Source organism: Glaciimonas sp. PCH181 (assembly GCF_003056055.1).
Taxonomy (GTDB): domain Bacteria; phylum Pseudomonadota; class Gammaproteobacteria; order Burkholderiales; family Burkholderiaceae_D; genus Glaciimonas.
Genome location: NZ_PYFP01000001.1, coordinates 1,103,204 through 1,126,352, shown reverse-complemented (window position 1 = coordinate 1,126,352; position 23,149 = coordinate 1,103,204). Strand labels below are relative to the sequence as shown.

General features: G+C 49.1%; 20 protein-coding genes and 3 tRNA genes. 11 read left to right on the top strand and 12 right to left on the bottom strand.

What is annotated here, in order from left to right:
- Nucleotides 1-51: 51 nt before the first annotated feature.
- Entirely contained in the window at nucleotides 52-528 is a 477-nt protein-coding gene (gene greA / locus C7W93_RS05060; RefSeq protein ID WP_108439038.1) for a transcription elongation factor GreA, read from the top strand.
- A gap of 200 nt (nucleotides 529-728) precedes the next feature.
- Nucleotides 729-1,187, top strand: a complete 459-nt coding sequence (locus C7W93_RS05055; RefSeq protein ID WP_108439037.1) for a DUF4149 domain-containing protein — start codon at nucleotides 729-731, stop codon at nucleotides 1,185-1,187.
- A gap of 117 nt (nucleotides 1,188-1,304) precedes the next feature.
- Here the strand turns inward: C7W93_RS05055 and C7W93_RS05050 are convergent, their stop codons facing one another.
- Entirely contained in the window at nucleotides 1,305-1,775 is a 471-nt protein-coding gene (locus C7W93_RS05050) for a YhbY family RNA-binding protein (RefSeq protein ID WP_108439036.1), read from the bottom strand.
- A 36-nt stretch (nucleotides 1,776-1,811) separates the two neighbouring features.
- Here C7W93_RS05050 and C7W93_RS05045 point away from each other — a divergent pair, with 36 nt between their 5' ends.
- The 8 genes from C7W93_RS05045 to C7W93_RS05010 all read left to right on the top strand — a co-directional run bounded on the left by C7W93_RS05045 (nucleotide 1,812) and on the right by C7W93_RS05010 (nucleotide 9,611).
- Nucleotides 1,812-2,456, top strand: coding sequence for an RlmE family RNA methyltransferase (locus C7W93_RS05045; protein WP_108439035.1), 645 nt, complete (start codon nucleotides 1,812-1,814; stop codon nucleotides 2,454-2,456).
- A 186-nt stretch (nucleotides 2,457-2,642) separates the two neighbouring features.
- Entirely contained in the window at nucleotides 2,643-4,529 is a 1,887-nt protein-coding gene (gene ftsH, locus C7W93_RS05040; protein WP_108439034.1) for an ATP-dependent zinc metalloprotease FtsH, read from the top strand.
- A gap of 106 nt (nucleotides 4,530-4,635) precedes the next feature.
- Nucleotides 4,636-5,493, top strand: coding sequence for a dihydropteroate synthase (gene folP, locus C7W93_RS05035; RefSeq protein WP_108439033.1), 858 nt, complete (start codon nucleotides 4,636-4,638; stop codon nucleotides 5,491-5,493).
- A 205-nt stretch (nucleotides 5,494-5,698) separates the two neighbouring features.
- On the top strand, nucleotides 5,699-7,036 hold the full coding sequence (gene glmM, locus C7W93_RS05030) for a phosphoglucosamine mutase (RefSeq protein WP_108439032.1): 1,338 nt from the start codon (nucleotides 5,699-5,701) through the stop codon (nucleotides 7,034-7,036).
- A 69-nt stretch (nucleotides 7,037-7,105) separates the two neighbouring features.
- Nucleotides 7,106-7,804: a response regulator gene (locus tag C7W93_RS05025; RefSeq protein WP_108439031.1), complete on the top strand. Its 699-nt coding sequence runs from the start codon at nucleotides 7,106-7,108 to the stop codon at nucleotides 7,802-7,804.
- Between the two features lie 7 nt (nucleotides 7,805-7,811).
- Complete coding sequence (phoR, locus tag C7W93_RS05020) at nucleotides 7,812-9,131, top strand: phosphate regulon sensor histidine kinase PhoR (RefSeq protein ID WP_225869751.1); 1,320 nt, start codon at nucleotides 7,812-7,814, stop codon at nucleotides 9,129-9,131.
- Nucleotides 9,132-9,202: 71 nt separating this feature from the next.
- Nucleotides 9,203-9,279: transfer RNA gene (locus C7W93_RS05015), tRNA-Pro, on the top strand.
- A gap of 258 nt (nucleotides 9,280-9,537) precedes the next feature.
- A tRNA-Arg gene (locus C7W93_RS05010) sits at nucleotides 9,538-9,611 on the top strand.
- Nucleotides 9,612-10,034: 423 nt separating this feature from the next.
- Here the strand turns inward: C7W93_RS05010 and xylB are convergent.
- From xylB to C7W93_RS04970, 8 genes are all read right to left on the bottom strand, one after another.
- Nucleotides 10,035-11,501: a xylulokinase gene (xylB, locus tag C7W93_RS05005; RefSeq protein WP_108439029.1), complete on the bottom strand. Its 1,467-nt coding sequence runs from the start codon at nucleotides 11,499-11,501 to the stop codon at nucleotides 10,035-10,037.
- Nucleotides 11,502-11,567: 66 nt separating this feature from the next.
- Nucleotides 11,568-12,452: an AraC family transcriptional regulator gene (locus tag C7W93_RS05000; protein ID WP_108439028.1), complete on the bottom strand. Its 885-nt coding sequence runs from the start codon at nucleotides 12,450-12,452 to the stop codon at nucleotides 11,568-11,570.
- A gap of 36 nt (nucleotides 12,453-12,488) precedes the next feature.
- Nucleotides 12,489-13,280 (bottom strand): L-iditol 2-dehydrogenase, encoded by a 792-nt coding sequence (locus tag C7W93_RS04995; protein ID WP_108439027.1) that lies wholly within the window; start codon nucleotides 13,278-13,280, stop codon nucleotides 12,489-12,491.
- On the bottom strand, nucleotides 13,280-14,689 hold the full coding sequence (dalD, locus tag C7W93_RS04990) for a D-arabinitol 4-dehydrogenase (protein ID WP_225869750.1): 1,410 nt from the start codon (nucleotides 14,687-14,689) through the stop codon (nucleotides 13,280-13,282). Before dalD ends, C7W93_RS04995 begins: the two co-directional genes overlap by 1 nt.
- Nucleotides 14,673-15,710 carry an ABC transporter ATP-binding protein gene (locus tag C7W93_RS04985; RefSeq protein ID WP_108439025.1) on the bottom strand — a complete coding sequence of 346 codons (1,038 nt, stop codon included), beginning with the start codon at nucleotides 15,708-15,710 and terminating at the stop codon, nucleotides 14,673-14,675. The genes dalD and C7W93_RS04985 overlap by 17 nt, the downstream gene beginning before the upstream one ends.
- A gap of 33 nt (nucleotides 15,711-15,743) precedes the next feature.
- Nucleotides 15,744-16,619, bottom strand: a complete 876-nt coding sequence (locus tag C7W93_RS04980) for a carbohydrate ABC transporter permease (RefSeq protein WP_108439024.1) — start codon at nucleotides 16,617-16,619, stop codon at nucleotides 15,744-15,746.
- A gap of 9 nt (nucleotides 16,620-16,628) precedes the next feature.
- Nucleotides 16,629-17,489, bottom strand: a complete 861-nt coding sequence (locus tag C7W93_RS04975; protein ID WP_108439023.1) for a carbohydrate ABC transporter permease — start codon at nucleotides 17,487-17,489, stop codon at nucleotides 16,629-16,631.
- A 104-nt stretch (nucleotides 17,490-17,593) separates the two neighbouring features.
- Nucleotides 17,594-18,901: a sugar ABC transporter substrate-binding protein gene (locus tag C7W93_RS04970; protein WP_108439022.1), complete on the bottom strand. Its 1,308-nt coding sequence runs from the start codon at nucleotides 18,899-18,901 to the stop codon at nucleotides 17,594-17,596.
- Between the two features lie 653 nt (nucleotides 18,902-19,554).
- Between C7W93_RS04970 and C7W93_RS04965 the strand changes: the two genes are divergently transcribed.
- Nucleotides 19,555-19,631 (top strand) — tRNA-Pro (locus tag C7W93_RS04965).
- A 280-nt stretch (nucleotides 19,632-19,911) separates the two neighbouring features.
- Here C7W93_RS04965 and C7W93_RS04960 read toward each other — a convergent pair.
- From C7W93_RS04960 to C7W93_RS04950, 3 genes are all read right to left on the bottom strand, one after another.
- Nucleotides 19,912-21,267: a DEAD/DEAH box helicase gene (locus C7W93_RS04960; protein WP_108439021.1), complete on the bottom strand. Its 1,356-nt coding sequence runs from the start codon at nucleotides 21,265-21,267 to the stop codon at nucleotides 19,912-19,914.
- 305 nt (nucleotides 21,268-21,572) lie between these two features.
- Nucleotides 21,573-22,043, bottom strand: a complete 471-nt coding sequence (locus C7W93_RS04955) for a VOC family protein (protein ID WP_108439020.1) — start codon at nucleotides 22,041-22,043, stop codon at nucleotides 21,573-21,575.
- 264 nt (nucleotides 22,044-22,307) lie between these two features.
- Complete coding sequence (locus C7W93_RS04950) at nucleotides 22,308-23,111, bottom strand: inositol monophosphatase family protein (RefSeq protein WP_108439019.1); 804 nt, start codon at nucleotides 23,109-23,111, stop codon at nucleotides 22,308-22,310.
- Nucleotides 23,112-23,149 lie beyond the last annotated feature (38 nt).

Here is a 23,149-nt window from a genome sequence, read left to right as displayed (position 1 = left end):
AGGCAATTTGCTAAATTGACAAACTGTAGTAGATTTTTGAATAATATTCCTATGAGCTCAGTACCTCTTACCAAGTTTGGCGCCGAATTGTTGAAAGACGAGCTGATACGCTTGAAAACCAAAGAGCGCCCATCCGTTATCAATGCAATTGCAGAAGCACGGGCGCACGGCGATCTGTCGGAAAATGCAGATTACGATGCAGCGAAAGAACGTCAGGGCTTTATTGAAGGCCGAATTGCCGATTTGGAAGGCAAGTTGGGCGCTGCTCAGGTGATCGATCCGACTACACTGGATGCTGATGGCCGTGTCGTGTTCGCTGCGACAGTTGACTTGGAAGATTTGGAGACAGGTGACAAGGTCACGTATCAAATTGTTGGAATGGATGAAGCTGACATCAAATTCTCAAAAGTTTCGGTTACCTCGCCAATTGCACGTGCGTTAATCGGAAAAAGCGCCGGTGATGTAGTCGGCGTCCAGGCACCTTCTGGCATCCGCGAGTATGAAATTCTGGAAGTGCGTTACATCTAATTTTTTCTAAAATCCGGCGGCCATAGTTTGTACTTATCCTGATGGAATGCAGACATGGTTGCGTAGTTTAGGCGCGCCGTAACGATCAGAGTGCTGCTTTTTCACTCTGATTTATTGGTTAGTTTGCCGGATCAGAGAATCAAACAGCTAGTATATTTCCCATCGAAATCCGGTCAATAGCGGCCGTTTCAGGAGTCACGATGATAGTAGTCCGTGCAAGATTGTTGCTTGCGACCTTGTGGGTAGGTAGTTTATGGACCGTAGGGTATTTGGTTGCGCCGACCTTGTTTTCCACGTTGCCAGATCGCGTTTTGGCTGGCACGATTGCTGGGGGCTTGTTTAGAGTGGAAGCCTGGTTGGGAATCGCATGTGGATTATTGCTGACGTTATTATTTGGTTTTCGGACCGCAGACGACAATGCGCCATTGCGTAAGACTGTCTTGCGTTTGACGCTGGCGATGCTGGTGTGCACCTTAATCGGTTATTTTGGCGTCCAGCCGTTTATGGCTTCGTTGCGTGAGGCCTCAGGGCCGGGCGGTGTGATGAGTTCAGGTGCGAAGACGCAATTTGCCATTTTGCATGGCGTTGCAAGCGGTATTTATCTGATTCAAAGCCTGTTAGGCATTGGCTTGATTTTGAAATTACGGACATTGCGCTAACGTCATACAACGCGTGCGGGTGCAGGGGAATTAACCTTGAACGGCCTGTAAACTCGCCACTTCAGGTAGAATGCGCCTGCTCCCCGGATGTTATAAGCACATCTGCTTAAAGCCGAATTATTGGCCCAGAGCAGATTTCTTGCGGCTCTTCTGACGCGGTTTTGTACGCTTGATGTTGCCACCTGCTGTTACGCGTTCATTGCCTTTTACCATTACCTTAGTAACTGATGGTCGTTTTGTACCACTTGGGCTTGGCTTAACGATAGTTACTTCGCGCATACCTTTTCCACGTGTTTCAGTACGTGCCTTAACTGCATCTTTTTGTGGACGATACAGTATCAGGAGTTTGCCGATGTGTTGTACCGGCGCGGCACCGAGTTTGTCGCAAATGGTTTCGTAGATTGCAATTCGTGCTTCGCGGTCGTCGCCAAATACGCGCACTTTGATTAGCCCATGAGAACTCAGGCTGTTATCAATTTCCTTTAGCAGTGATGGTTTTAGGCCTTCTTCACTGATCAGTACGACTGGACTTAGTGCGTGGGCTTCGGCGCGGAGTTCGCTGCGCTCGGCGGGTGTGAGTTTCAACATAAATAAAAAATTCCTTAAAAACGGTATTCTACGCGAATGGCAAAGAAGAAATTAAACAAAAACTGGCTGCACGATCACATTAATGATCCCTATGTGAAGCTGGCACAGAAAGAAGGCTATCGCGCCCGGGCTGCATATAAACTAAAGGAAATCGACGAAGTTGATAAGCTGATTAAGCCAGGGCAGATTATTGTTGACCTCGGATCTACTCCCGGAAGTTGGTCTCAATACGTACGTAATAAACTCGCCGGGCAAGAAGGTGGCGGTATTCATGGCCTGATTATCGGATTGGATATACTGGAGATGGAGCCGATTGCGGATGTCCATTTTATTCAAGGTGATTTTCGTGAGCAGGATAGCTTGTTGCAACTTGAGCGTCTTTTAGCCGGACGAAAAGTTGATCTGGTATTGTCGGACATGGCCCCCAATCTGTCAGGTATCGCGATTGCCGATGCGGCGCGGATGGAAGAAATTATTGATTTAGCAATTGAATTCGCCCAGAATCATATGAAACCATCCGGTGTGTTGCTAGCGAAATGCTTCAACGGCAGAGGATATAACGAAATATTAGGCGAATTCCGCTTGGCATTTGAAACTGTCGTCTCCAGAAAGCCGAAAGCTAGCCGTGATAAATCTTCGGAGATTTTTTTATTAGGCCGAAATTTAAAGAATTCATCTTAATTTTGAAGTTTGATCAATTTTTTGGGGATTTATCCTTGATTTTTCAGGGGCACGTCCACATATCGAGCCTAGTAACGACTGGTGATTCCGAGTAAAATCAGAAATTCAACCCGAAAGCATTAAATATAGTGCGAAGCCACACCGAAGCACCACGTATATCGGCGCAACGTCGCTCAAGGAGTTCAAGTGAATAACATGTTTTCAAAAGCTGCTATCTGGGTGGTCATTGCCTTGGTGCTTTTTACCGTATTTAAACAGTTCGATACCAAGGGACTGGCAAACGGTGCGACGCCGATCGCGTATTCGGACTTCATCAATGAGGTTAAAGCCGGGCACGTGACCGATGCTGTGATTGAAGATCGCAGTATTATTGCGAATACGTCCGACGGTAAAAAAGTTAAGACAACGGCCACATTCCTAGATCGCGGCTTAGTCGGTGATTTGTTGAATAATGGTGTCAAATTTGATGTAAAACAGCCAGAAGAGCCATCGTTCCTGTCGCAAGTATTTATTTCCTGGTTTCCGATGATTTTGTTGCTCGGTGTCTGGATATTCTTCATGCGCCAGATGCAGGGCGGCGGCAAGGGTGGGGCATTCTCGTTCGGTAAGTCAAAAGCACGGATGCTGGACGAAACGACAAATACGGTTACCTTTGCTGACGTCGCTGGTTGCGATGAAGCAAAAGATGAAGTGTCCGAAATTGTTGATTTTTTGCGCGATCCTACTAAGTTCCAAAAATTGGGTGGCCGGATCCCGCATGGCGTTCTGATGGTTGGTCCTCCAGGTACTGGTAAAACATTGTTGGCGCGTGCGATCGCTGGTGAAGCAAAGGTGCCATTCTTTACTATCTCCGGTTCAGACTTTGTCGAAATGTTTGTCGGTGTCGGCGCATCGCGCGTCCGCGATATGTTCGAAAACGCCAAAAAACACTCACCTTGTATTATTTTCATTGATGAAATAGATGCGGTTGGTCGTCATCGCGGCGCAGGAATGGGCGGCGGTAATGATGAGCGTGAGCAAACATTGAATCAAATGCTGGTTGAGATGGACGGCTTTGAGGTTAACTCCGGCGTTATCGTGATTGCTGCAACGAACCGTGCCGATGTACTGGATAAAGCGCTGTTGCGTCCGGGTCGTTTCGACCGTCAGGTTGTGGTCGGCTTGCCAGATATTCGTGGTCGCGAACAGATTCTCAATGTCCATATGCGTAAAGTACCTATTTCGACCGACGTGAAAGCAGATATTCTGGCACGTGGTACGCCGGGCTTTTCAGGTGCGGATTTGGCTAACCTTGTCAACGAAGCTGCCTTATTTGCAGCGCGTCGTACGAAGCGTTTGGTAGAGATGCAGGATTTTGAGGATGCCAAGGACAAGATTGTGATGGGTCCTGAGCGTAAATCAGCGGTTATGCGCGAAGAAGAACGCCGCAATACTGCTTATCATGAGTCCGGTCATGCTGTGGTTGCTAAATTGTTGCCAAAAGCTGATCCTGTGCATAAAGTTACCATCATGCCACGCGGCTTTGCGTTGGGCTTGACTTGGCAGTTGCCTGAGCATGATCGTGTCAATATGTATAAAGACAAAATGCTTGAAGAGATCGCCATTCTGTTTGGTGGACGTATTTCTGAAGAGATCTTCATGCACCAAATGTCGACCGGCGCATCCAATGACTTTGAACGCGCTACAAAGTTGGCCCGTGCAATGGTGACGCGTTACGGTATGTCTGAAACGCTGGGCACGATGGTGTACGAAGATACGGAGCAAGATGCATATTTTGGTCGCATGGCTTCCAAGACTGTTTCAGAAGCGACTCAGCAAAAAGTTGACGCTGAAATTCGCAGCATTTTGGATCAGCAATACGCGTTGTCACGTCGTTTGCTGGAAGAGAATCGCGAAAAGGTCGAAGCGATGACCAAGGCGCTGCTGGATTGGGAAACCATCGATGCAGACCAGATTAACGACATTATGGAAGGCCTTGAGCCGCGTCTGCCAAAGTATGGTATTCCGGTCAAGAAAACGCCGACTGATAGTTCGTCCGGTGGCATTTCTCCTACCGCGACTGCGCCAGCCTGAGCGGCTGATAGTCCAGTGGTGACGTTATAGTGAGTCGAGTATCTTCGATGTGATTTAAGTAAGGGTGAGGATTAATCCTCGCCCTTTTTCTTTATGCGAATAAAAGATGCAACCATATTTTCAATGCGGTCGTTACCGCTTGCCGGTAAATACGCCAAATGCGCGCCCTTTGGTGATGGGGATACTTAATGTCACGCCGGATTCATTCTCTGATGGCGGTCAGTTTTATTCTCTTGAGTTTGCGTTGTCACATGCTGAGCAGATGATTGCAGATGGTGTTGATATTATTGATATCGGTGGTGAATCAAGTCGGCCCGGTAGTCCTCCTTTATCGCTGTCGGAAGAGTTAGATCGGGTAATGCCGGTTATTTATGCGTTACGCGATTGCGGTAAGCCACTTTCGATTGACACTTATAAGCCAATAGTAATGCGCGAGGCATTAGCTGCCGGTGCTGATTTAATCAATGATATTAATGGCTTTCGGGCGGAAGGCGCGCTGGATGCCGTTAAAGATAGCGATTGCGGCTTATGCGTGATGCATATGCAGGGGCAGCCTGAAACGATGCAGCAGCAGCCGGAATATGAGGATGTGCTAAATCAGGTGAGTACATTTTTGCATAGTCGTGTCGCGGCTATGGAGGCAGTAGGAATCGATCGATCGCGCATGATGATCGATCCCGGTTTTGGCTTTGGTAAAACGGTTGAACATAATGTGGCATTGTTAAAAAATATCGGAAAATTGCAGCAATTGATGGATCTGCCGTTATTGGCCGGTATGTCGCGTAAAACTATGATCGGTGATCTGACTGGAAAACCAGTCGAGCAGCGATTAGCAGGTAGTTTAGCGGCTGCACTGTTTGCGGTTGCGCAGGGCGCTAAGGTGGTGCGTGTGCACGACGTTGTAGAAACGATCGATGCGCTTGCAATCTGGCGTGCCGGAAGTGCCGGAAGTGCCGTAAGTTAAATAATTCTTATAAAGATTCTTTCGTATTACTGCATATGCATTTTGTATCTGATTATCGTAAGTAAGTGCTAGGTTGATAGATCGTTAGGCTGGTTTACGTTTTTAATCGTAACGATTGTGCAGAGTAAAGTTCAGATAGCCTCTAAAATAGCGGTTTTGGCGAAAAAATAACAATCATTTGAAAAAAAATGGGAGTAATAAATAAATGACACGAAAATATTTTGGCACTGATGGTATCCGTGGCCGTGTAGGTGTATCTCCTATCACGCCGGATTTTGTCATGCGACTCGGTTATGCGGCTGGTAAAGTTCTGGCGCAGTCCGAGTCCTCAGCCGTTAAGCCGACAGTACTGATCGGCAAGGATACCCGCGTATCCGGATATATGCTGGAAGCCGCGCTGGAGGCTGGATTTGCGGCCGCTGGCGTCGATGTCATGCTGGCTGGGCCGATGCCAACACCTGCCGTCGCGTATTTGACGCGTGCCTTGCGATTGTCGGCCGGTGTGGTTATTTCCGCTTCTCATAATCCGTTTGATGACAACGGGATTAAGTTTTTTTCGGCACATGGCAACAAGTTAGATGACAGCGTCGAAGCTGCAATCGAAGCAGCTTTAGAGCAGCCGATGGATTGCGTGACGTCGGATAAATTAGGTAAGGCAAAACGCCTGGATGATGCGCCAGGTCGGTATATCGAATTTTGCAAAAGTACCTTCCCCACTGACCTCGATTTACGTGGCATGACCATTGTGGTCGATACCGCGCATGGTGCCGCTTATCATATCGCCTCGCACGTTTTTCATGAGTTGGGCGCTGAGGTCATTGCGATCGGTAATCAGCCAAACGGCTTCAATATTAATGCTGGTTTTGGTGCGACTGCGCCGGAAGCGCTCGCACTTGCGGTAATCGAACATGGCGCGGACGTGGGTATCGCGCTGGATGGTGATGCCGATCGATTGATCATGGTCGATGCTTCCGGGCGCATCTACAGCGGCGATGAGTTGTTGTATGTGATTGTGAAGGATCGACTCAAAACAGGCGTCGTTAAAGGCGTTGTCGGCACCTTGATGACGAACATGGCGTTAGAAGTGATGTTCAAGCAAATGGGCCTGGAGTTTGCCCGCGCCAAGGTGGGTGATCGTTATGTGCTGGAACAGCTTAAAGAGCGCGGCTGGATACTCGGCGGCGAAGGTTCCGGTCATTTGCTCTGCCTCGACAAACACACCACCGGCGACGGTATCGTATCGGCACTGCAAGTCTTATCTGCATTAAGCCGCAGCGGCCAATCGTTAGTTGAAATCACTGCTGACATTAGTATGTATCCGCAGACCTTAATTAACTTGCGAGTGGCGGCAGGTTTTGACTGGCAAAAACAGTCGCCTGTCGTCGCTGAAAAAGCGGCGGTGGAAGCGGAGTTGGGTGAAAACGGGCGCGTGTTAATTCGGGCGTCGGGAACTGAACCGCTGATACGCGTTATGGTAGAGGCTAAGACAGCTGATCTGGCGCTAGCGATGGCGCGTCGTATCGCCGATACAATTTCTGTTTGAGTATTTTTTAGTTTTATTTAAATAGTATTTTTTTGCTCCGATTATTCTTATCGATTTTTTACGCTATAGATGTCAAAACATCACACCAATATTCTCATCGTCGAAGACGAACCCGGTATCGCTGAGCTATTGCGCTTCACACTTGACGACGCAGGGTTTTCTTGTGAAATTGCGTATAGCGCGAGCGAGGCGAGAGAGACGATTGCAGCGATGTTGCCGCAACTTGTCTTGCTCGACTGGATGCTGCCAGATACTTCTGGTTTACTGTTGCTGCAAGAATGGCGCGGGCAGGCCCGGACTGCCGCATTACCTGTCATCATGCTCACCGCGAAGGGAATGGACGAAGACAAAGTGCGCGGCTTGAATGATGGGGCGGATGATTACGTTACGAAGCCTTTTTCACCGAAAGAATTGGTCGCGCGGATTCAGGCTTTGTTACGGCGCAAAGTGCCAGAGCTTGGTCACAGTGCGTTAAAGTATGGCGCGATCAGCATTGATACAGATCGTTATCAAGTCTCGGTCGAGGACCGAACCATAGAGTTGGATCAGGCAGAATTCAAATTGTTGCGCTTTCTGATTGCGCATCCAGAGCGTATATTTTCACGCGCACAATTACTCGACAAGGTATGGGGCGATCATACTTTTATTGAAGAGCGTACCGTTGATGTCCATATCATGCGATTACGGAAATCATTAGGACCAGCAGCAGATTACGTGAAGACGATTCGTGGCGTTGGCTACAAAATTACGTCTGAGTTGGTTCCATGAAATGCCTTTGAACCCTTACCAGCGGGCGAGTCGTAAAGGCAGTACTTTTTGGGTGCCGGCGTTTTTGTGGTTCGCTTTATTGTGCCTGGTCGTGCTGGCTCTCGGCGCGTCTTTCGGCTATGTCATTGGTTTGATTTGTTTTGTACTGTCGCTGGTAGTTCTATTATTTTTGCAGATGTGGTCGCTATATCGCATCGAGCAATGGTTGGATCGAGCGGCCGGTACGCCGCGTCCCAAAACCTGGGGATTGTGGGCACACGCAGCAACGCGGCTGGAAGATATTCGACGCGAAGATGAGCGTTCTCGCGTCGACATGGCGGAGTGGCTGGCGCGGTTTCGACAAGCTATGAGCTTGCTTCCGGACGGTGTCGTGATTGTCGATAGCGTCATGCATCTGGAGTGGTGCAATCCTGCGGCGGAACGACATTTAGGGCTTGATCGTACGCGCGATGAAGGTCGTCTTCTGACCAATTTAATCCGTGCGCCAGAGTTCGTTGACTATATGTTGTCGGGCCGTTTCGAGCAGCCTTTGCCGTTCGTTCATCATCGGCGAAAAATCCAATTACAATTAATATCTTTCGACGATCGTCGCCAAATATTGGTCACGCATGACCTGACGCAAACTGAAAAACTCGATACTTTGCGACGTGATTTTATTGCGAATGCCTCGCATGAATTGCGCACGCCATTAACTGTCATCAACGGGTTTTTAGAGCATGCCTTGTCGAGTGAAATGGATCAGAAGACGCGCCAGCGCCAACTCAATTTAATGGTTGAGCAAGGCCATCGCATGCAGCGTCTTGTGGCGGATATGTTGACGTTGACCAGACTGGAATCGTTGGTCCAGCAACCCTCAACCGAGACGGTAAAAATTGTGCCGATGCTCGATCATATTCTGCAACAAGCTCAGGCATTATCTGACGGAAAACATTTGATTACGCTGGATGCGCAAGAGATTGATCTCAAAGGTAATCGTGATGAATTGGAGAGTGCGTTTACTAATTTATTGACGAATGCTGTGCGCTATACACCCGATGGCGGAGCGATTCGGATTAGTTGGAAATTGCTTGGCGATGGCGCGGCGCTTACCGTGGTGGATGACGGAATTGGGATTGCTGTCGAGCATTTAAGCCGCTTGACTGAACGCTTCTATCGCGTCGATAAAACGCGTTCCCGAGTGACGCAGGGAACCGGTCTTGGCCTTGCAATTGTTAAGCATGTTTTGCTGCGACATCGTGGTCATTTGGCGATTACTTCCGAGCCGGGGAAGGGGAGTTGTTTCAGCGCTATTTTTGAACGCGCGCAATTGATCCTTCCCGAAGAGTAATAACAAGTTTTTATAAAAGTTTGCATAAACGTATTGACCAAAATGATGTTGCCGAGTATGATTCTGTTCTTCGGAGTGTAGCGCAGCCCGGTAGCGCACCTGGTTTGGGACCAGGGGGTCCAAGGTTCGAATCCTTGTACTCCGACCAATATAAAAGCGGGCTGTCTTAGGACAGCCCGCTTTTCCATTTGGAAGTTTGAAAAGTGATACGATAAAATCGTATCAAAATGTTGTTCGGTAATTTTTTAAACGATCACGCAACGTCAAAATACAATTGCAATACACCGCAAAAAAAGTAAGTGAAATCGTGCATTTTTAATGCGGAACGATGCGCCTATTTTGGAATAGCAGTATCCCTTTTGCGGTTGTTTGTTGTTGTGGATTGAAACTGCTAAAGTCCGTCTATGCGTCGGTAGCTCAGCTGGATAGAGCAATGCCCTTCTAAGGCATGGGTCGGGGGTTCGAGCCCCTCCCGACGCACTTCTTTCTTCCCCATAAATACCAGGTTATTTTTCTGATGCAGCCAACCGATTTCGGGCTTGGCTTTGTCTTTGCGATTCACCATTCCAAACCAGGTTACGTTTATTAGAGATCAATCTGCTGCATGCAGATAAAATTAATCTCGATCCTTGTCCCGCATGAAGCGTCATCACAGTCAATCAGGCTGGCGCCATAAAAATTCTCCGGACCGCAGCAAAAATTCAGTCAAACATTTCATCAAATTTTAGCCAAATTTTAGCCAAATTTTAGCCAAATTTTAGCCAAATTTTAGCCAAATTTTAGCCAAATTTTTCCACACTTCCTTCTTGCATTGAGTAGATATTTCTCTAGCTATTTCTTGTCTTTCAGAAATATTGGTTTCTGCTTCATCCTGGCTTCTGGACCTATTCGTTGGTGAAGAAATCAAGCGATTGAAAATTCAGGTTTGAGCGCGGTATATAAACGCCGATAACGGGCGAGTCGTTCCGGTAATATTGCGCGTAATGTCGCGTTTGGACTGATTTCTTCTGCAACTGGCGGCATGGTGCAAACGCTTTCAGGCATTTCTCCCGTCACGGCGAGTCTTGCCAGTCGTGATGCGCCGTAAGCGCCGCCAAAATCGCCGTCCTTGTGGCGTAACAAAGTAATACCCGTGGCGGAGGCAATCAACTCGGCCCAGAAGCGGCTGCGGGAACCCCCTCCGACGAACGAAGCATGGGTGACGACGGTTCCTGTTGATCGCAATGCCTGATAGCCATCTGCCATTGCAAAAGCAACTCCCTCCATGACGCTGTAGGCCAACGCGGCACGCTCCGTGGCCCCCCGCAATCCAAAGAATACGCCTGACGCCTGCGCATTGTTGTGGGGGGTACGTTCGCCACTTAAATAGGGCAGAAATATCGGTGCTTGCGCAGCATCTGCTGTCTCGGCTAGTTGTGCTAACTCGCCCGCTTCAGGGGTTTGGGTCACGCGCGCGGCCCATGCAAGACTTGATGCTGCTGACAAAATCACGCTCATTTGATGCCAGCGCTGCGGCAGGCAATGACAAAACGCATGTACGGCTTGCTCAGGATTCGGCATAAAGCGATCGTTGCAGACAAACAATACGCCCGATGTGCCCAGTGACAGAAACGCGTTGCCCGGTGCAATCGCACCCATCCCAATTGCGGTAGCCGCATTGTCGCCAGCACCGCCAGCAACCATCACTGGATGTTCCAAGCCCCAATTACGCATTAAACTACTGCATAACTGGCCAGCAATCTGATTTCCTTCGATCAGTCGCGGCATATTTTCTCTACTGAGACCGGTGGCCAATAACATCTCGTCTGACCAGTCTCGTTTCGCTACATCAAGCCACAAAGTCCCTGCTGCATCGGACATATCAGAAGTAAATTCGTCGGTCAGGCGGAAGGCGATGTAATCCTTGGGCAGCAAAACTTTATCAATTTGTTCGAAAATTGCCGGTTCATTTTTTTTCAGCCAAAGCAGCTTAGGAGCAGTGAAACCGGGCATGGCCAGATTGCCGGTAATAGCACGACTGTGTGGTGCTAGCGCTTCCAGTTCAGCGCACTCTGCATGGGCGCGGGTGTCGTTCCAGAGTATTGCGGGCCGCATCACCTTATGCGCTTTATCCAGCAGCGTGGCGCCATGCATTTGCCCTGATAAACCGATACCCTGCAAATTTGAAAATGGGTAAGGTACCGAGGCACGTACGATGCCGACCGCTTGTAGCGTCGCTTCCCACCAGTCTTCGGGATTTTGCTCGGACCACAGTGGATGCGGATTCGACAGGTTTAGTTTGACGCTGCCGGTGGCCAGGATATCCTGTTCGTCATCGACCAGTATTACCTTCACTTCTGAAGTTCCTACATCAATTCCTAAATATGTCATTTTTTTGCGTGGCTTAATTATTGTTAGAATTTTTTCGATCTGGCGTACTGAAAGGAGCGGCGAACGTCATTCGCTACCAAATCTGCCTTCAGATTGCGCTCTGAATTCCTTGGGTGTAATTCCCTTCATTTCAAGAAACCGGCGATTAAAATTTGCCACGTTATTGAAGCCGACTTCATAACAAATATTTGTCACGTACTGGTCGGAATTCATTAACAGCTGACAAGCTTTATTGACGCGAATCTGATTGACGAAGTCGGTGAAGCTATTGCCAGTTGCCTTACGGAAAAATCGGGAAAATTTGGCCGGCGACATGTTCAATCGTGTTGCCAGAAAATCAGCAGAAATAGGGGTGCGGTAATTTTCCGTAATGTAATTAAATACCGTATTGATTTGTGCCATGGAAGCATCATCATCAAACGATTGCATTTGTGAACTGGACAATAAACGGTAGGTATTGCTTTTCGCCAATGTGCCTAGCAATTTCAAAAATTCGGCGAATCGATTGACATCTTTTGCGTCGCGTATCCGGTAGAAATCCCGCTCTGCCTGCTCGCTCATATTGAAGAATTCGATGCCGTATTTAGCGCGTTCCAACAACGGCATGATTTCGCGCATTTCCGGTATGTATTTAGCCGCTAATTCCAGTGGAGCGTGACCAAACTGAATCGCCATATCGCGGCTAGGAATGCCTTCCTTCGGGATTTCTGTAGAAATCCAGTTGTGCGGCAAACGTGGCCCGGTCAATACCAGATTGCCGGGGCCGAATTCGCCGATATAGTCGCCCACAAACAGCTTTCCACAACTTTTGATAATGTAATGCAATTCGTAGACATCATGGTAATGCCAGCGAATCAAAGGGTCCGGTACGCCATGCTCCAGAAATCGCAGAAATTCACTGAACTCGTGATATTCCAGCTCTGGAGTGCGGATGGGAAGTTTAGTAGCCACTGTTGTCTCTTTATCGTTAAACCGTCGATTGCGGTGTTAACTCATTACATTACCACCGTCTACATTCAGCGTCTGCGCGGTGATATAAGCGGATTCTGCGCTAGCAAGGAAAATGGCTGCGCCTGCAATCTCGTTTGGATGGCCCATGCGGCCCAGCGGCACTGCTTTTCCGACCGCTATTTTCTTTTCCCCCGGCTGCAATCCTTCGTAACGTGCAAACAGTCCATCGACATGACTCCACATCGGTGTGTCGACGACGCCGGGTGAAATGGCATTGACCCGGATACCGGATGGTGCCATCGCCAGCGCAGCTGACTGGGTATAACTAATGACCGCAGCTTTGGTCGCGCAATAATGCGCTACCAGTGCTTCGCCCCGACGACCCGCTTGCGAGGCCATATTGATGACCGTGCCGCGAGTTCCTTCGCGTACCATTTGCGCCAGAATTTTTTGCATCGTGAAGAACATCCCTTTCACGTTGACATCAAACAGGCGCTCATACATTGCTTCATCCGATTCCAGCAAAGGGGCCATATCAAACACGCCAGCATTGTTGAAAAAGACGTCTACAGGACCGAATGCTTGCGTGGCCCGTTCTATCATCGCTGTGGCAGAAGCAGATTGCGTAACATTAGTCGCGACATAAATTAATGAAGCCGGATGTTGCATCATCAATTGCGCTAGTTCTGCAGATGGCTCAGCAGGCAAGTCGGCCACTGTGCAACGCGCACCTTCATGCAAATAGGCTTCCGCCACGGCTAGCCCGATACCGCCATTTGCGCCGGTTAATATTGCGTGTTTGTCTTGCAGACGAGTGAGGCTTGCCATTATGAATGTCCTTTTAATGAAAGATACGCGTGGCGGATGGTCGCCTCCAGCGTTTGATTGCCTGCGAGCGCGCCCCACAGAATCGGGCTGCTACAAAAAGCGTGCACACTATCGGGCGCGCTAAGAATGTCCTGGACCACAGTTTCATCCATGGCCTGATCTTTATAGTTGAAAGCAATTTTTCCGGCCGCTCTATGCTCCAGGAAAAGCAGAAAGAGTGCTGGCAAAACGGCAGTGCTGTCGAATGGCTGTTGCTGCGCTATCCGTTCGGCGATAGTCGGTGCAATAAAGCCCGGTATCTTGGCAAAACCGTCAGCGGCAACGCGTTCAATGGTGTCTTTAATGTAGGGATTGCTAAACCGTTCTAATACCGTATCGCGATAGGCCGCCAAATTAATCACGCTTGGCGATAAGCAGGGGATAACATCGTCCGTGACGTAAGCTCTCGCCATCTGTGCGATGGTCTGGTCGGCTAATGCTTCATCGATAGTATTAAAGCCCTTCATGGCACCGGCCCACGCGATGCAACTATGGCTGGCATTCAAGATGCGGATTTTAGCTTCTTCATATGGCAATACAGAAGACGTCATTTCTACGCCAACCTTTTCCCACGATGGTCTACCGTTACAAAAGTGGTCTTCTATTACCCACTGGCAAAAATCCTCTGCCATCACGACGCATTCATCGATGTAACCAGTAGCCGCTTTTACCCGGTCTTTTGCTTCCGCTGGCGGTTTAGGGGTAATGCGATCGACCATGCCATTCGGACAAGTGATGTTCTCATGCGTCCATAGCAGGAGATCGGTTTCGCCACGGCGATTTAGAAAATCGATCAGGCCGGTTTTGAAATGATCGCCATTACTGCGGATATTGTCGCAGCACAGCAAGGTCACGGGACCCGCATCATCCGCCATGCGTGCACGAAGGATATTGCAGATCGCGCCGTAAATGGTCAACTGCGTACCCTGTTCAAGATCAGAGCGCAAATCCGGGAATGATAAATCAAGCTGCTGATGTTGATTCTGGTAATAACCAGCTTCCGTGACCGTGAAGGAGATGATGCGTGTATCGGGCTGTCGGCCGATTGCGATGACCGCATGCAAATCAGCTGTCCAAGGCAAAATCTCGCTGATTGCGTTGATGCGCTCATACGAAAATACACCCGCTGGCGTCACCGTTTCCAGCGTGTATTGGCCGTTTTGCACGCTTAAATCTTGCAATAGCTGCGCCATATCAGGTCGGATATTACCTGCGGCCAGTGTCCATTTTGTGTCGCCATTATCAATCAGGCGATTTAAATACCATGCTTGATGGGCGCGATGGAACGCACCCACGCCAAGATGCAGAATGTGTTTAATGGATACTGGATTTGTATGTGGCATAAGGCTGAGGTTAGCGTGTTGTTGCATGTACTTTGCCTGCGCGGTCGAAAATATGCATTTGCTGTTGGTTTAAAAGAAGGCTGACGCGGTCACCCGGGTTGAACGCTGTACGTTCGTTCCGTCTTGCGACGATCTGCAAGCCATTTTCCATCGTCGAATAGATCAACGTTTCTGCGCCTAGCGCCTCTACCACATCGATCGTGGCTGGATAACCTTCTGCAGATGCGCTGCCAAGTTCGACATACTCAGGGCGAATACCGATGAAGCCGCCATCCGGCAAAGTGACGCCGACCTGCGGGGGATGCGGCAGGCCTGAAAGCGGCAATACATTCATGCTCGGCGTGCCGATGAATTGTGCGACGAACTGATTAGCAGGGCGGTCGTACAGCTCCAGCGGCGATCCTACTTGTTCTATTTTGCCGTCGCGCAAAACAACTACACGGTCAGCCAAGGTCATCGCCTCCACCTGATCATGCGTGACATAAATCGTGGTTGCGCCCAACTCGCGGTGCAGACGGGCGATTTCGATTCGGGTTTGGCCGCGCAATGCCGCGTCGAGATTGGATAGCGGCTCATCGAATAGAAATACTTTTGGTGCGCGCACGATAGCGCGGCCAATTGCCACCCGTTGTCGCTGGCCGCCAGACAAGGCCTTCGGCGTGCGTTCCAGATATTCGGTCAGGTTTAGAATGCTGGCGGCTTTGTTGACCTTCTCGCGGATTATGGCTTTATCAACGCCTGCAAGTTTCAACGCGAACGACATGTTTTCGAACACCGTCATGTGCGGATATAGCGCATACGATTGAAATACCATTGCCAGGTCACGTTTGGACGAAGGCAAATGGGTAATATCCTTGCCATCCAGCGTAAGACTGCCGCCATTGACCGGCTCAAGGCCAGCTATCAAGCGTAATAGCGTTGATTTTCCACAACCGGACGGGCCAACAAAAACGATAAATTCGCCTTTTTGGATTTCTAAATTAATCCCCTTGATGGCGTGGTGCGCATCAAAATACTTCTCGATATTATTTAATGTCAGGAAAGCCATGATGTGTCCTTAGAATATTTTTTGTACATGTACTTACTTGACCGCGCCAAAGGTCAATCCTTGCACCAACTGCTTTTGGCAGAACCAGCCAAATACGATAATCGGTGCGATAGCCATCAACGATGCGGCCGAAAGCTTGGACCAGAACAATCCTTCCGGGCTGGAATAAGAAGCGATCAGGGAGGCCAGTGTTCCGGCATTCGCAGCGCCCAGATTGAGTGACCAGAACGATTCGTTCCATGACAGCACCAGACACAGCAGGGCGGTTGACGCCAGTCCGCCCAGACCCAATGGCAAGACTACATAGCGGAACTCTTTAAAAATACTGGCACCGTCCATCCGTGCTGCTTCTAAAATTTCACGTGGGATTTCTTTAAAATACGAGTACAACATCCACACCATAATTGGCAGATTGGACAACGTGAAAATCAGAGTCAGTCCCCAACGTGTATCGAGCAGTCCAAACTTTTGATACAGCACATAAATAGGCACTAGCACGCCGACAGCAGGCAACATCTTGGTCGATAGCATCCACATCAAAATGTCTTTGGAGCGTTTGGTTGGCGAGAACGCCATCGAATACGCGGCCGGTGCGGCAATCAGCAAGCCCAGAATCGTCGACCCCACGCTGGTGATGATCGAATTCATCGCGTACAGCAAATAGTTGCTGCGCGCCTGGACTTCGACAAAGTTATCCAGCGTTGGCGTAAAGAATAGTTGCGCCGGTACTGCGATCGCTTGTAACTCAGTTTTAAATGCCGTCAATCCCAACCAGAAAATTGGAAAAAACAGCAATAAAGCCAGCACCCACGCTAACCCTGAACGACACAGCAGGGCAAGTTTAAAGGCGTTGGTACGGGTTATCTTGGGGGCCGCAAGCGGCGTTGCAGAGTCTGCAATTGTTGGCATGGTCGACTCCTATTTATCTAAGTTTTTGCCGATCAGGCGAATGAAGAAAATCGCTGCGATATTCGCCAGCAACACCGCAAACAAACCACCGGCCGAAGCAACACCGACATCAAAACTGGCTAGTGCTTGACGGAATATCAGGAACGCTACATTCGTCGTCTCGAAGCCAGGTCCGCCGCCAGTCGTCGTAAAGATTTCCGCAAAAACCGATAGCAGGAAAATCATCTCGATCATGATTACGACAGCAATCGAGCGGCCTAAATGCGGAAGATAGAGATAGCGCAACTGTTGCAGATAATTCGCGCCATCCATACGCGCAGCCTCAAGCTGTTCGCGGTCCATCGATTGCAATGCAGTCATGAAAATCAGGCAGGCGAAAGGCAGCCACTGCCATGCGATCATCAGAATGATGGAAAACAGCGGATATTCAGATAGCCAGTCAATCGGCGTAAAGCCCAGGAAATGACTGAGTTGCGCGAACAGGCCGTAGATCGGGTTCATCATCATGTTCTTCCACATCAGCGCGTTTACAGCTGGCATGACGAAGAAGGGCGAGATTAATAAGATACGAACAAATGCTCTGCCTGGAAAAGGCTCATTGATGAGCAAAGCCAGCGCAATGCCAACTACAACCGTGATGCCCATGACTGAAAATAGCAGTACCAGGGTATTTTTGACGGCAGGTGCAAATGCATCGTCGGTAAAGAAATAGTGGTAATTGTCGAGGCCGGAAAAAGCATGCTCGCCCGGCTCAAGCAAGTTATAACGCAATAGGGAAAAATAGATCGTCATCACGAGTGGGACGATCATCCAGACGAACAGGGTCGCCATCGCAGGCGTAAGTAGTAGCCGCGCTGTGAGTCGTTTCATGGTGTGTTTAGTACGTAAGCGAGAAGCAGGCGGGAAAATATTGCCTGCTTCCTGCGGTCAATCGGAACAATCCTTATGTGCTTTTTATGTTCTTACGCACGGGATTATTTGTAATAGCCGCTCTTACGCATTTCGCGATCAGCAGCTTGCTGGGAGATTTCCAGCGCTTTATCTACTGTTTCCTTACCTAGCAATGCTGCGCTAAGTTGTTGCCCGGTTGCTGCGCCAATCGCCTGAAATTCTGGAATCGCGGCAAACTGCACACCGACATACGGAGACTTCGGTAGCGTGCTGTTATTTGGATCGGCAGAGTAAATAGCCTTCTGTTCAGCAGCTGCAAATTTAGCAACCTTCAGAAATTCCGGATTGGCGTAAGTTGATTTACGTGTGCCAGTCGGAACATTGTTCCAGCCAGTTTCCTTTGCGACCAAGGCGATATATTCCTTCGAAGTGGCCCAGTTGATAAACTTCTGTGCAGCCTCAGTGTGCTTGGAGCTTTTTGGAATTGCTAGTGCCCATGCCCACAACCAGTTTGCGCCGCGATCAGTGACGGCAACTGGTGATTGTGCAAATGCGACTTTATCAGCGACTTTGCTCTGCTTAGGATCGGTAATGAAAGAAGCTGCAATCGTGGCGTCAATCCAGATGCCGCATTTTCCCTGATTGAACAAAGCGAGGATTTCATTAAAACTATTTGATGAAGATCCTGGTGGGCCGTAATTTTTCAACAGATCAACATAAAAATTGACTGCGTTTTTCCAGGGTTGACTTGTCAGTTGCGGCTTCCATTTCATGTCAAACCATTGCGCACCGAACGAGTTAGCCATAGTGGTGATAAAGGCCATGTTATCGCCCCAGCCCGGTTTGCCGCGCAAACAAATACCATACACGCCGTTGGCAGGATCGTTGATTTTTGCTGCGACGTCGCGGATGTGCTCCCATGTCGGACGATCTTCAATCGTCATTCCAGCTTTTTTTACCAGATCGGATCGGTACATGATCATCGAGCTTTCGCCATAAAATGGCGCGGCATACAATGTCTTTCCTACCGATAAACCAGCACGGATTGACGGCAGAAGATCGTCAACATCGTAAGCCGCATCAGGCTTAAGAGGAATCAACCAGTCTTTCTTGCCCCAGATTGGCGCTTCGTACATGCCAATGGTCATGACATCGAACTGACCGCTACCGGTGGCGATATCGGTGGTAACGCGCTGACGCAATACTGCTTCTTCCAGCGTGACCCATTTCAGTTTGATATCCGGATTGTCTTTTTCGAAGAATTTGCCGAGCTTGGCCATTTCGATCATATGGCCATTATTGACTGTTGCAACCACCAGGTCGGTGGCAGCAGATACGTTGGTTGCTGCGAATATGCCAAGGCACAACGCACTTGTAGCGATGAGTTTCATGCTGATTGTCTCCGTTTGATTTATTTTTTTAGTACTGCAAAAGATCTTAGCACTGGCTTTCGATACCCTCTGATACTTTAGGGTCAACCTTCAATACTATTTTTCGACTATTAATATAGGAATGGGGTTGTATATGGCAATTTTGGTATTGCTTAAGCAGTGTCTTAGCATTGTGCTAGCCGTCGTGGATATTTCGCAGGACCATGAGTTGCGAAGCTGTTGCATCCATTCATCGAAGTATCACGAGAAAGATTCGCGTAATTTTGCGTGTTGCGGCTGATGTAAAAAGGCGCGTCCGAGTTCGCAGATACATTTGGTTTTTAATGATTGGGCGGGCCGATAAAAACATGGGCTGCGTTGTGAATTGCTGTTTTCGATTTATTGTAAATTTGTATCGAAGCAAATCTAATATCTACGAAATGCAGTGGGCCGCTTTTTCAGTCGTAGAAGTGAATAAATAATCGATGCGAAAAAGATGTGACGACGGAGGCGCTAGTGCATCAATGTCAGCTTAAAAATGATGCATCTTGCCGCATGCAATTTCTATTTTTCTTTGAGGATTCTGAGCGATTATTTTGGCGCATAAAAATAAATTAAGGTAATTGTAAAATTGTTTTGCTAGCCTTGGCGGTTACGTGTATTATGCGTGTCTTCGGAGTGTAGCGCAGCCCGGTAGCGCACCTGGTTTGGGACCAGGGGGTCCAAGGTTCGAATCCTTGTACTCCGACCATATTGAATAAAAAAGGCCTGTCTTTGACAGGCCTTTTTTATTTTTTGCGACGGTATTAAGGTCGAGAAAATCCCTTCCTAATAAAATCGTATAGCAAATTTATTGCTTACTGATCCTCTTCGTGCGGTCGATATTTTATCGGCGCTTCTCCGCAATACATCAATTCAAATAAGATGCCTGTGTGCGTTACTAAATGCAAATGGCCACCCAATTTCATAAAGAAACTGCGTGGCCATTTTTAGTGTGACTACTAATTATTACTGCTATTTATCCAGATGAATTAACGACCACGTCCACCCGAGCGGTGCGGTGCAGCCGGACGGGCTTGCGAATTGCCGCCACCGGTTCTCGCTGGCCCAGTGTTTGGCTTAGCGCCTTGCGATGGTGCTTTGCCTGCCGTGCGCTGACCTTGTGAGCGTCCGCCACCGCCACGATTGCCTCCACCGGCACCGCCGCCACCGCTACGCAGTTGAATCGGTTGTGCGCGGGCATTTGGGTCTGGTTCAAAGCCGACGATAATTTCTTTCGGCAATTCGCGTTTGATGAGTTTTTCGATGTCTTTCAACATCTGATGTTCATCAACACAGACCAGCGACACCGCTTCACCAGTAGCGCCAGCGCGACCAGTACGGCCGATACGATGAACGTAGTCTTCTGGTACGTTCGGCAAGTCGTAGTTAACCACGTGCGGCAATTGATCGATGTCGATGCCGCGTGCAGCGATATCGGTAGCGACCAAGACTTGCAAACTGCCATCTTTAAATTCGGCTAGTGCCTTGGTGCGTGCAGATTGACTCTTGTTGCCATGAATCGCCATGCCACTGATGCCATCTTTACCCAGTTGCTCAACCAATTTGTTGGCACCATGTTTGGTGCGGGTAAACACCAATACTTGCGGCCATGAATGGGTCTTGATCAGATGCGCTAACAAAGGATGTTTGCGATCGCGATCAACCGGATGGATTTTTTGCTGAATGACTTCGACGGTCGAATTGCGACGCGCAACTTCGATCATCGCCGGTGAATTCAGCAAGTTATCGGCCAGGATTTTAATGTCGTCCGAGAAGGTTGCAGAGAACAGCAAGTTCTGGCGTTTTTTCGGCAGTACTGCAAGGATCTTTTTGATGTCGCGGATGAAGCCCATATCCAGCATACGGTCTGCTTCGTCCAGAATCAAAATCTCGACATGCGTCAGATTGACCGTGCCTTGTTGCATATGATCCAGCAACCGACCCGGCGTACACACCAGAATATCTACGCCATGTTTCAGTATTTTGATCTGTGGATTGATTCCCACGCCGCCAAAAATTACCGCTGATGTCAGTGGCAAATACTTGCCATACAAACGTACGCTTTCTTCAACTTGCGCCGCCAGTTCACGCGTTGGTGTCAGGATCAGTGCGCGAATCGGACGCTGCGAACCGGTTGGGTTAGTGGACGAAGTAGATAAGCGATGCAGCACAGGGAGCGTGAAGCCTGCGGTTTTTCCGGTGCCAGTTTGCGCGCCTGCGAGCAAATCGCCACCCGCTAGTACGGCGGGAATCGCTTGTGCTTGAATCGGCGTCGGCGTGGTATAGCCGTGCTCAGTAACGGCACGAACGATGGCATCGGACAAGCCGAGTTCAGAAAATAACATGGTAGCTCTTAGAAGAATATCGGCCCGTCGCCGCTCAGGGCGCCAGTCGCAGGCAAACGGATTAAAAAATGTAGGAGTTGATTAGATTTGATTTAAGGCTGCGAAAACATGTGCGTGCAACCTAAAACATTCTATTTCCTTTACGGCGGCATTTGACTGGAGAATGGCCGCGCCCGCGGAGTATAGCAGCGAACATCATCGCCATAGCCAAAAAACACGCGTTGGCGTGGATTGGCGATAAGATTTGTGTATTCCTGAGGCCAGGCTGAAGCCGCAGGGCCGTGTTTATTACTTTTAAGAGCCAATTAAGCTTTGTCGCCCTTCATGGCTGCGCAAGCACGTTCTTTTATTTCATCCTCGGAGTAATCCGCGATATGTGTTGCGAGCGTCCAGACGTGGCCAAAAGGATCCTGAAGCGTGCCTGACCGGTCGCCATAGAATTGATCCTGTAATGGCTTGAGTTGCTTGCCGCCAGCAGCAAGAGCCTGTGCAAACAGACTGTCAACATTCTCGACATACAACAACATGCTGACGCCTGCGCTACCCGGTGTTTGTGGACTAAGAAATCCCATATGCGGATTTTCATCGGCCAACATCATGCGTGCATTGCCTATCTGGATTTCTGCATGACCAACTTTTCCGTCTGGGCCATCCATACGTGTCACTTCGGTTGCATTGAAGGCTTTTTGATAAAACATGATGGCGTCTTTTCCGCCTTTCACGATGAGGTAAGGCGTGATGGTCGTGTAGCCATTGGGGATTGCTTTAACCGCCATGATCGTTCTCCTAAATATTGTAAAGGGAGGGGATCTGCTATCAAAATATTGTCTGCTGCCTAGCAATGGATGCCGGTTTGACTGGTTTTATTGGTTTCGATATAAAAATGGCATCATATGTAAACATATGATGCCGTCGTGTGGCAATGCATTGTTAGCGTTGATGGTTTCTTAACAACGCGCGATACACCGTGATTTCCTGAAGTCGCTTTGCAATGTCATTCCGGCATCCGTTTCCAGCATAGGACGCCGTTTGATTTTTTGCTACTTGGTTGCGTAAGGTGATAGCAGGCTCACCAGTTGTGCAAAAATCTTAGGATTGCCCGCTAGAACATCGCCCTTATAAAGGTAATCGGAGTCGCCGACGAAATTGCCCACGATACCGCCGGACTCAGTGATTAGCAGCGTGCCAGCAGCGATATCCCAAGGTTTCAGACCTTTTTCAAAGAAACCATCAAGGCGACCAGCAGCAACATAAGCCAGATCAAGTGCAGCAGAGCCTGGGCGACGCAAGCCGGCACAGTTTTGGGTCATGACGCGGAACATCTTGATGTATTCGTCCATTACCGGGCCGTCAGTGACGCTGAACGGAAAGCCGGTGCCGATCAGGCCATCAGCGATGCGCACGCGCTTGCTGACGCGAATGCGTTTTTCGTTCAGATAGGCACCGGCGCCTTTGCTGGCGGTGAACAAATCGTTGCGGGTAGGATCGTAAATGACCGCTTGGGTAATCTGGCCGCGATGCTGCAAGGCAATCGATACACAGTATTGGGGGAAGCCGTGGATGAAATTCGTGGTGCCGTCGATAGGATCGATGATCCAGACGTTTTCGTTTTCGTCGTGCAGATTGGCGGAAGCGCCGGATTCTTCGGCCAAAATCGCGTGATCCGGATAAGCATTCTTCAACACGTCGATGATGGCTGCTTCGGCAGCCTGATCGACTTGCGTAACAAAGTCGTTATGGGCTTTTTTTGCCACTTCAAGCAAGTCAAGATCAAAGGATGCGCGCGAAATAACTGCGGCACCGCGGCGGGCGGCCTTGATGGCCGTATTGAGCATAGGATGCATATCTGGATTCGGTTCCGTTAAAATGGCGGCACTGTGCC

What these genes read in the sequence shown, in the direction of transcription:
- xylB (WP_108439029.1), bottom strand. Translation starts at nt 11,501, where the DNA reads ATGACATATTTAGGAATTGATGTAGGAACTTCAGAAGTGAAGGTAATA.
- folP (WP_108439033.1), top strand. Translation starts at nt 4,636, where the DNA reads ATGCAACCATATTTTCAATGCGGTCGTTACCGCTTGCCGGTAAATACG.
- glmM (WP_108439032.1), top strand. Translation starts at nt 5,699, where the DNA reads ATGACACGAAAATATTTTGGCACTGATGGTATCCGTGGCCGTGTAGGT.
- C7W93_RS04995 (WP_108439027.1), bottom strand. Translation starts at nt 13,280, where the DNA reads ATGGCAAGCCTCACTCGTCTGCAAGACAAACACGCAATATTAACCGGC.
- C7W93_RS04955 (WP_108439020.1), bottom strand. Translation starts at nt 22,043, where the DNA reads ATGGCGGTTAAAGCAATCCCCAATGGCTACACGACCATCACGCCTTAC.
- C7W93_RS05045 (WP_108439035.1), top strand. Translation starts at nt 1,812, where the DNA reads ATGGCAAAGAAGAAATTAAACAAAAACTGGCTGCACGATCACATTAAT.
- C7W93_RS04985 (WP_108439025.1), bottom strand. Translation starts at nt 15,710, where the DNA reads ATGGCTTTCCTGACATTAAATAATATCGAGAAGTATTTTGATGCGCAC.
- C7W93_RS05025 (WP_108439031.1), top strand. Translation starts at nt 7,106, where the DNA reads ATGTCAAAACATCACACCAATATTCTCATCGTCGAAGACGAACCCGGT.
- C7W93_RS04970 (WP_108439022.1), bottom strand. Translation starts at nt 18,901, where the DNA reads ATGAAACTCATCGCTACAAGTGCGTTGTGCCTTGGCATATTCGCAGCA.
- C7W93_RS04980 (WP_108439024.1), bottom strand. Translation starts at nt 16,619, where the DNA reads ATGCCAACAATTGCAGACTCTGCAACGCCGCTTGCGGCCCCCAAGATA.
- C7W93_RS04960 (WP_108439021.1), bottom strand. Translation starts at nt 21,267, where the DNA reads ATGTTATTTTCTGAACTCGGCTTGTCCGATGCCATCGTTCGTGCCGTT.
- C7W93_RS04950 (WP_108439019.1), bottom strand. Translation starts at nt 23,111, where the DNA reads ATGCATCCTATGCTCAATACGGCCATCAAGGCCGCCCGCCGCGGTGCC.
- dalD (WP_225869750.1), bottom strand. Translation starts at nt 14,689, where the DNA reads ATGCAACAACACGCTAACCTCAGCCTTATGCCACATACAAATCCAGTA.
- C7W93_RS05050 (WP_108439036.1), bottom strand. Translation starts at nt 1,775, where the DNA reads ATGTTGAAACTCACACCCGCCGAGCGCAGCGAACTCCGCGCCGAAGCC.
- greA (WP_108439038.1), top strand. Translation starts at nt 52, where the DNA reads ATGAGCTCAGTACCTCTTACCAAGTTTGGCGCCGAATTGTTGAAAGAC.
- C7W93_RS04975 (WP_108439023.1), bottom strand. Translation starts at nt 17,489, where the DNA reads ATGAAACGACTCACAGCGCGGCTACTACTTACGCCTGCGATGGCGACC.
- C7W93_RS05055 (WP_108439037.1), top strand. Translation starts at nt 729, where the DNA reads ATGATAGTAGTCCGTGCAAGATTGTTGCTTGCGACCTTGTGGGTAGGT.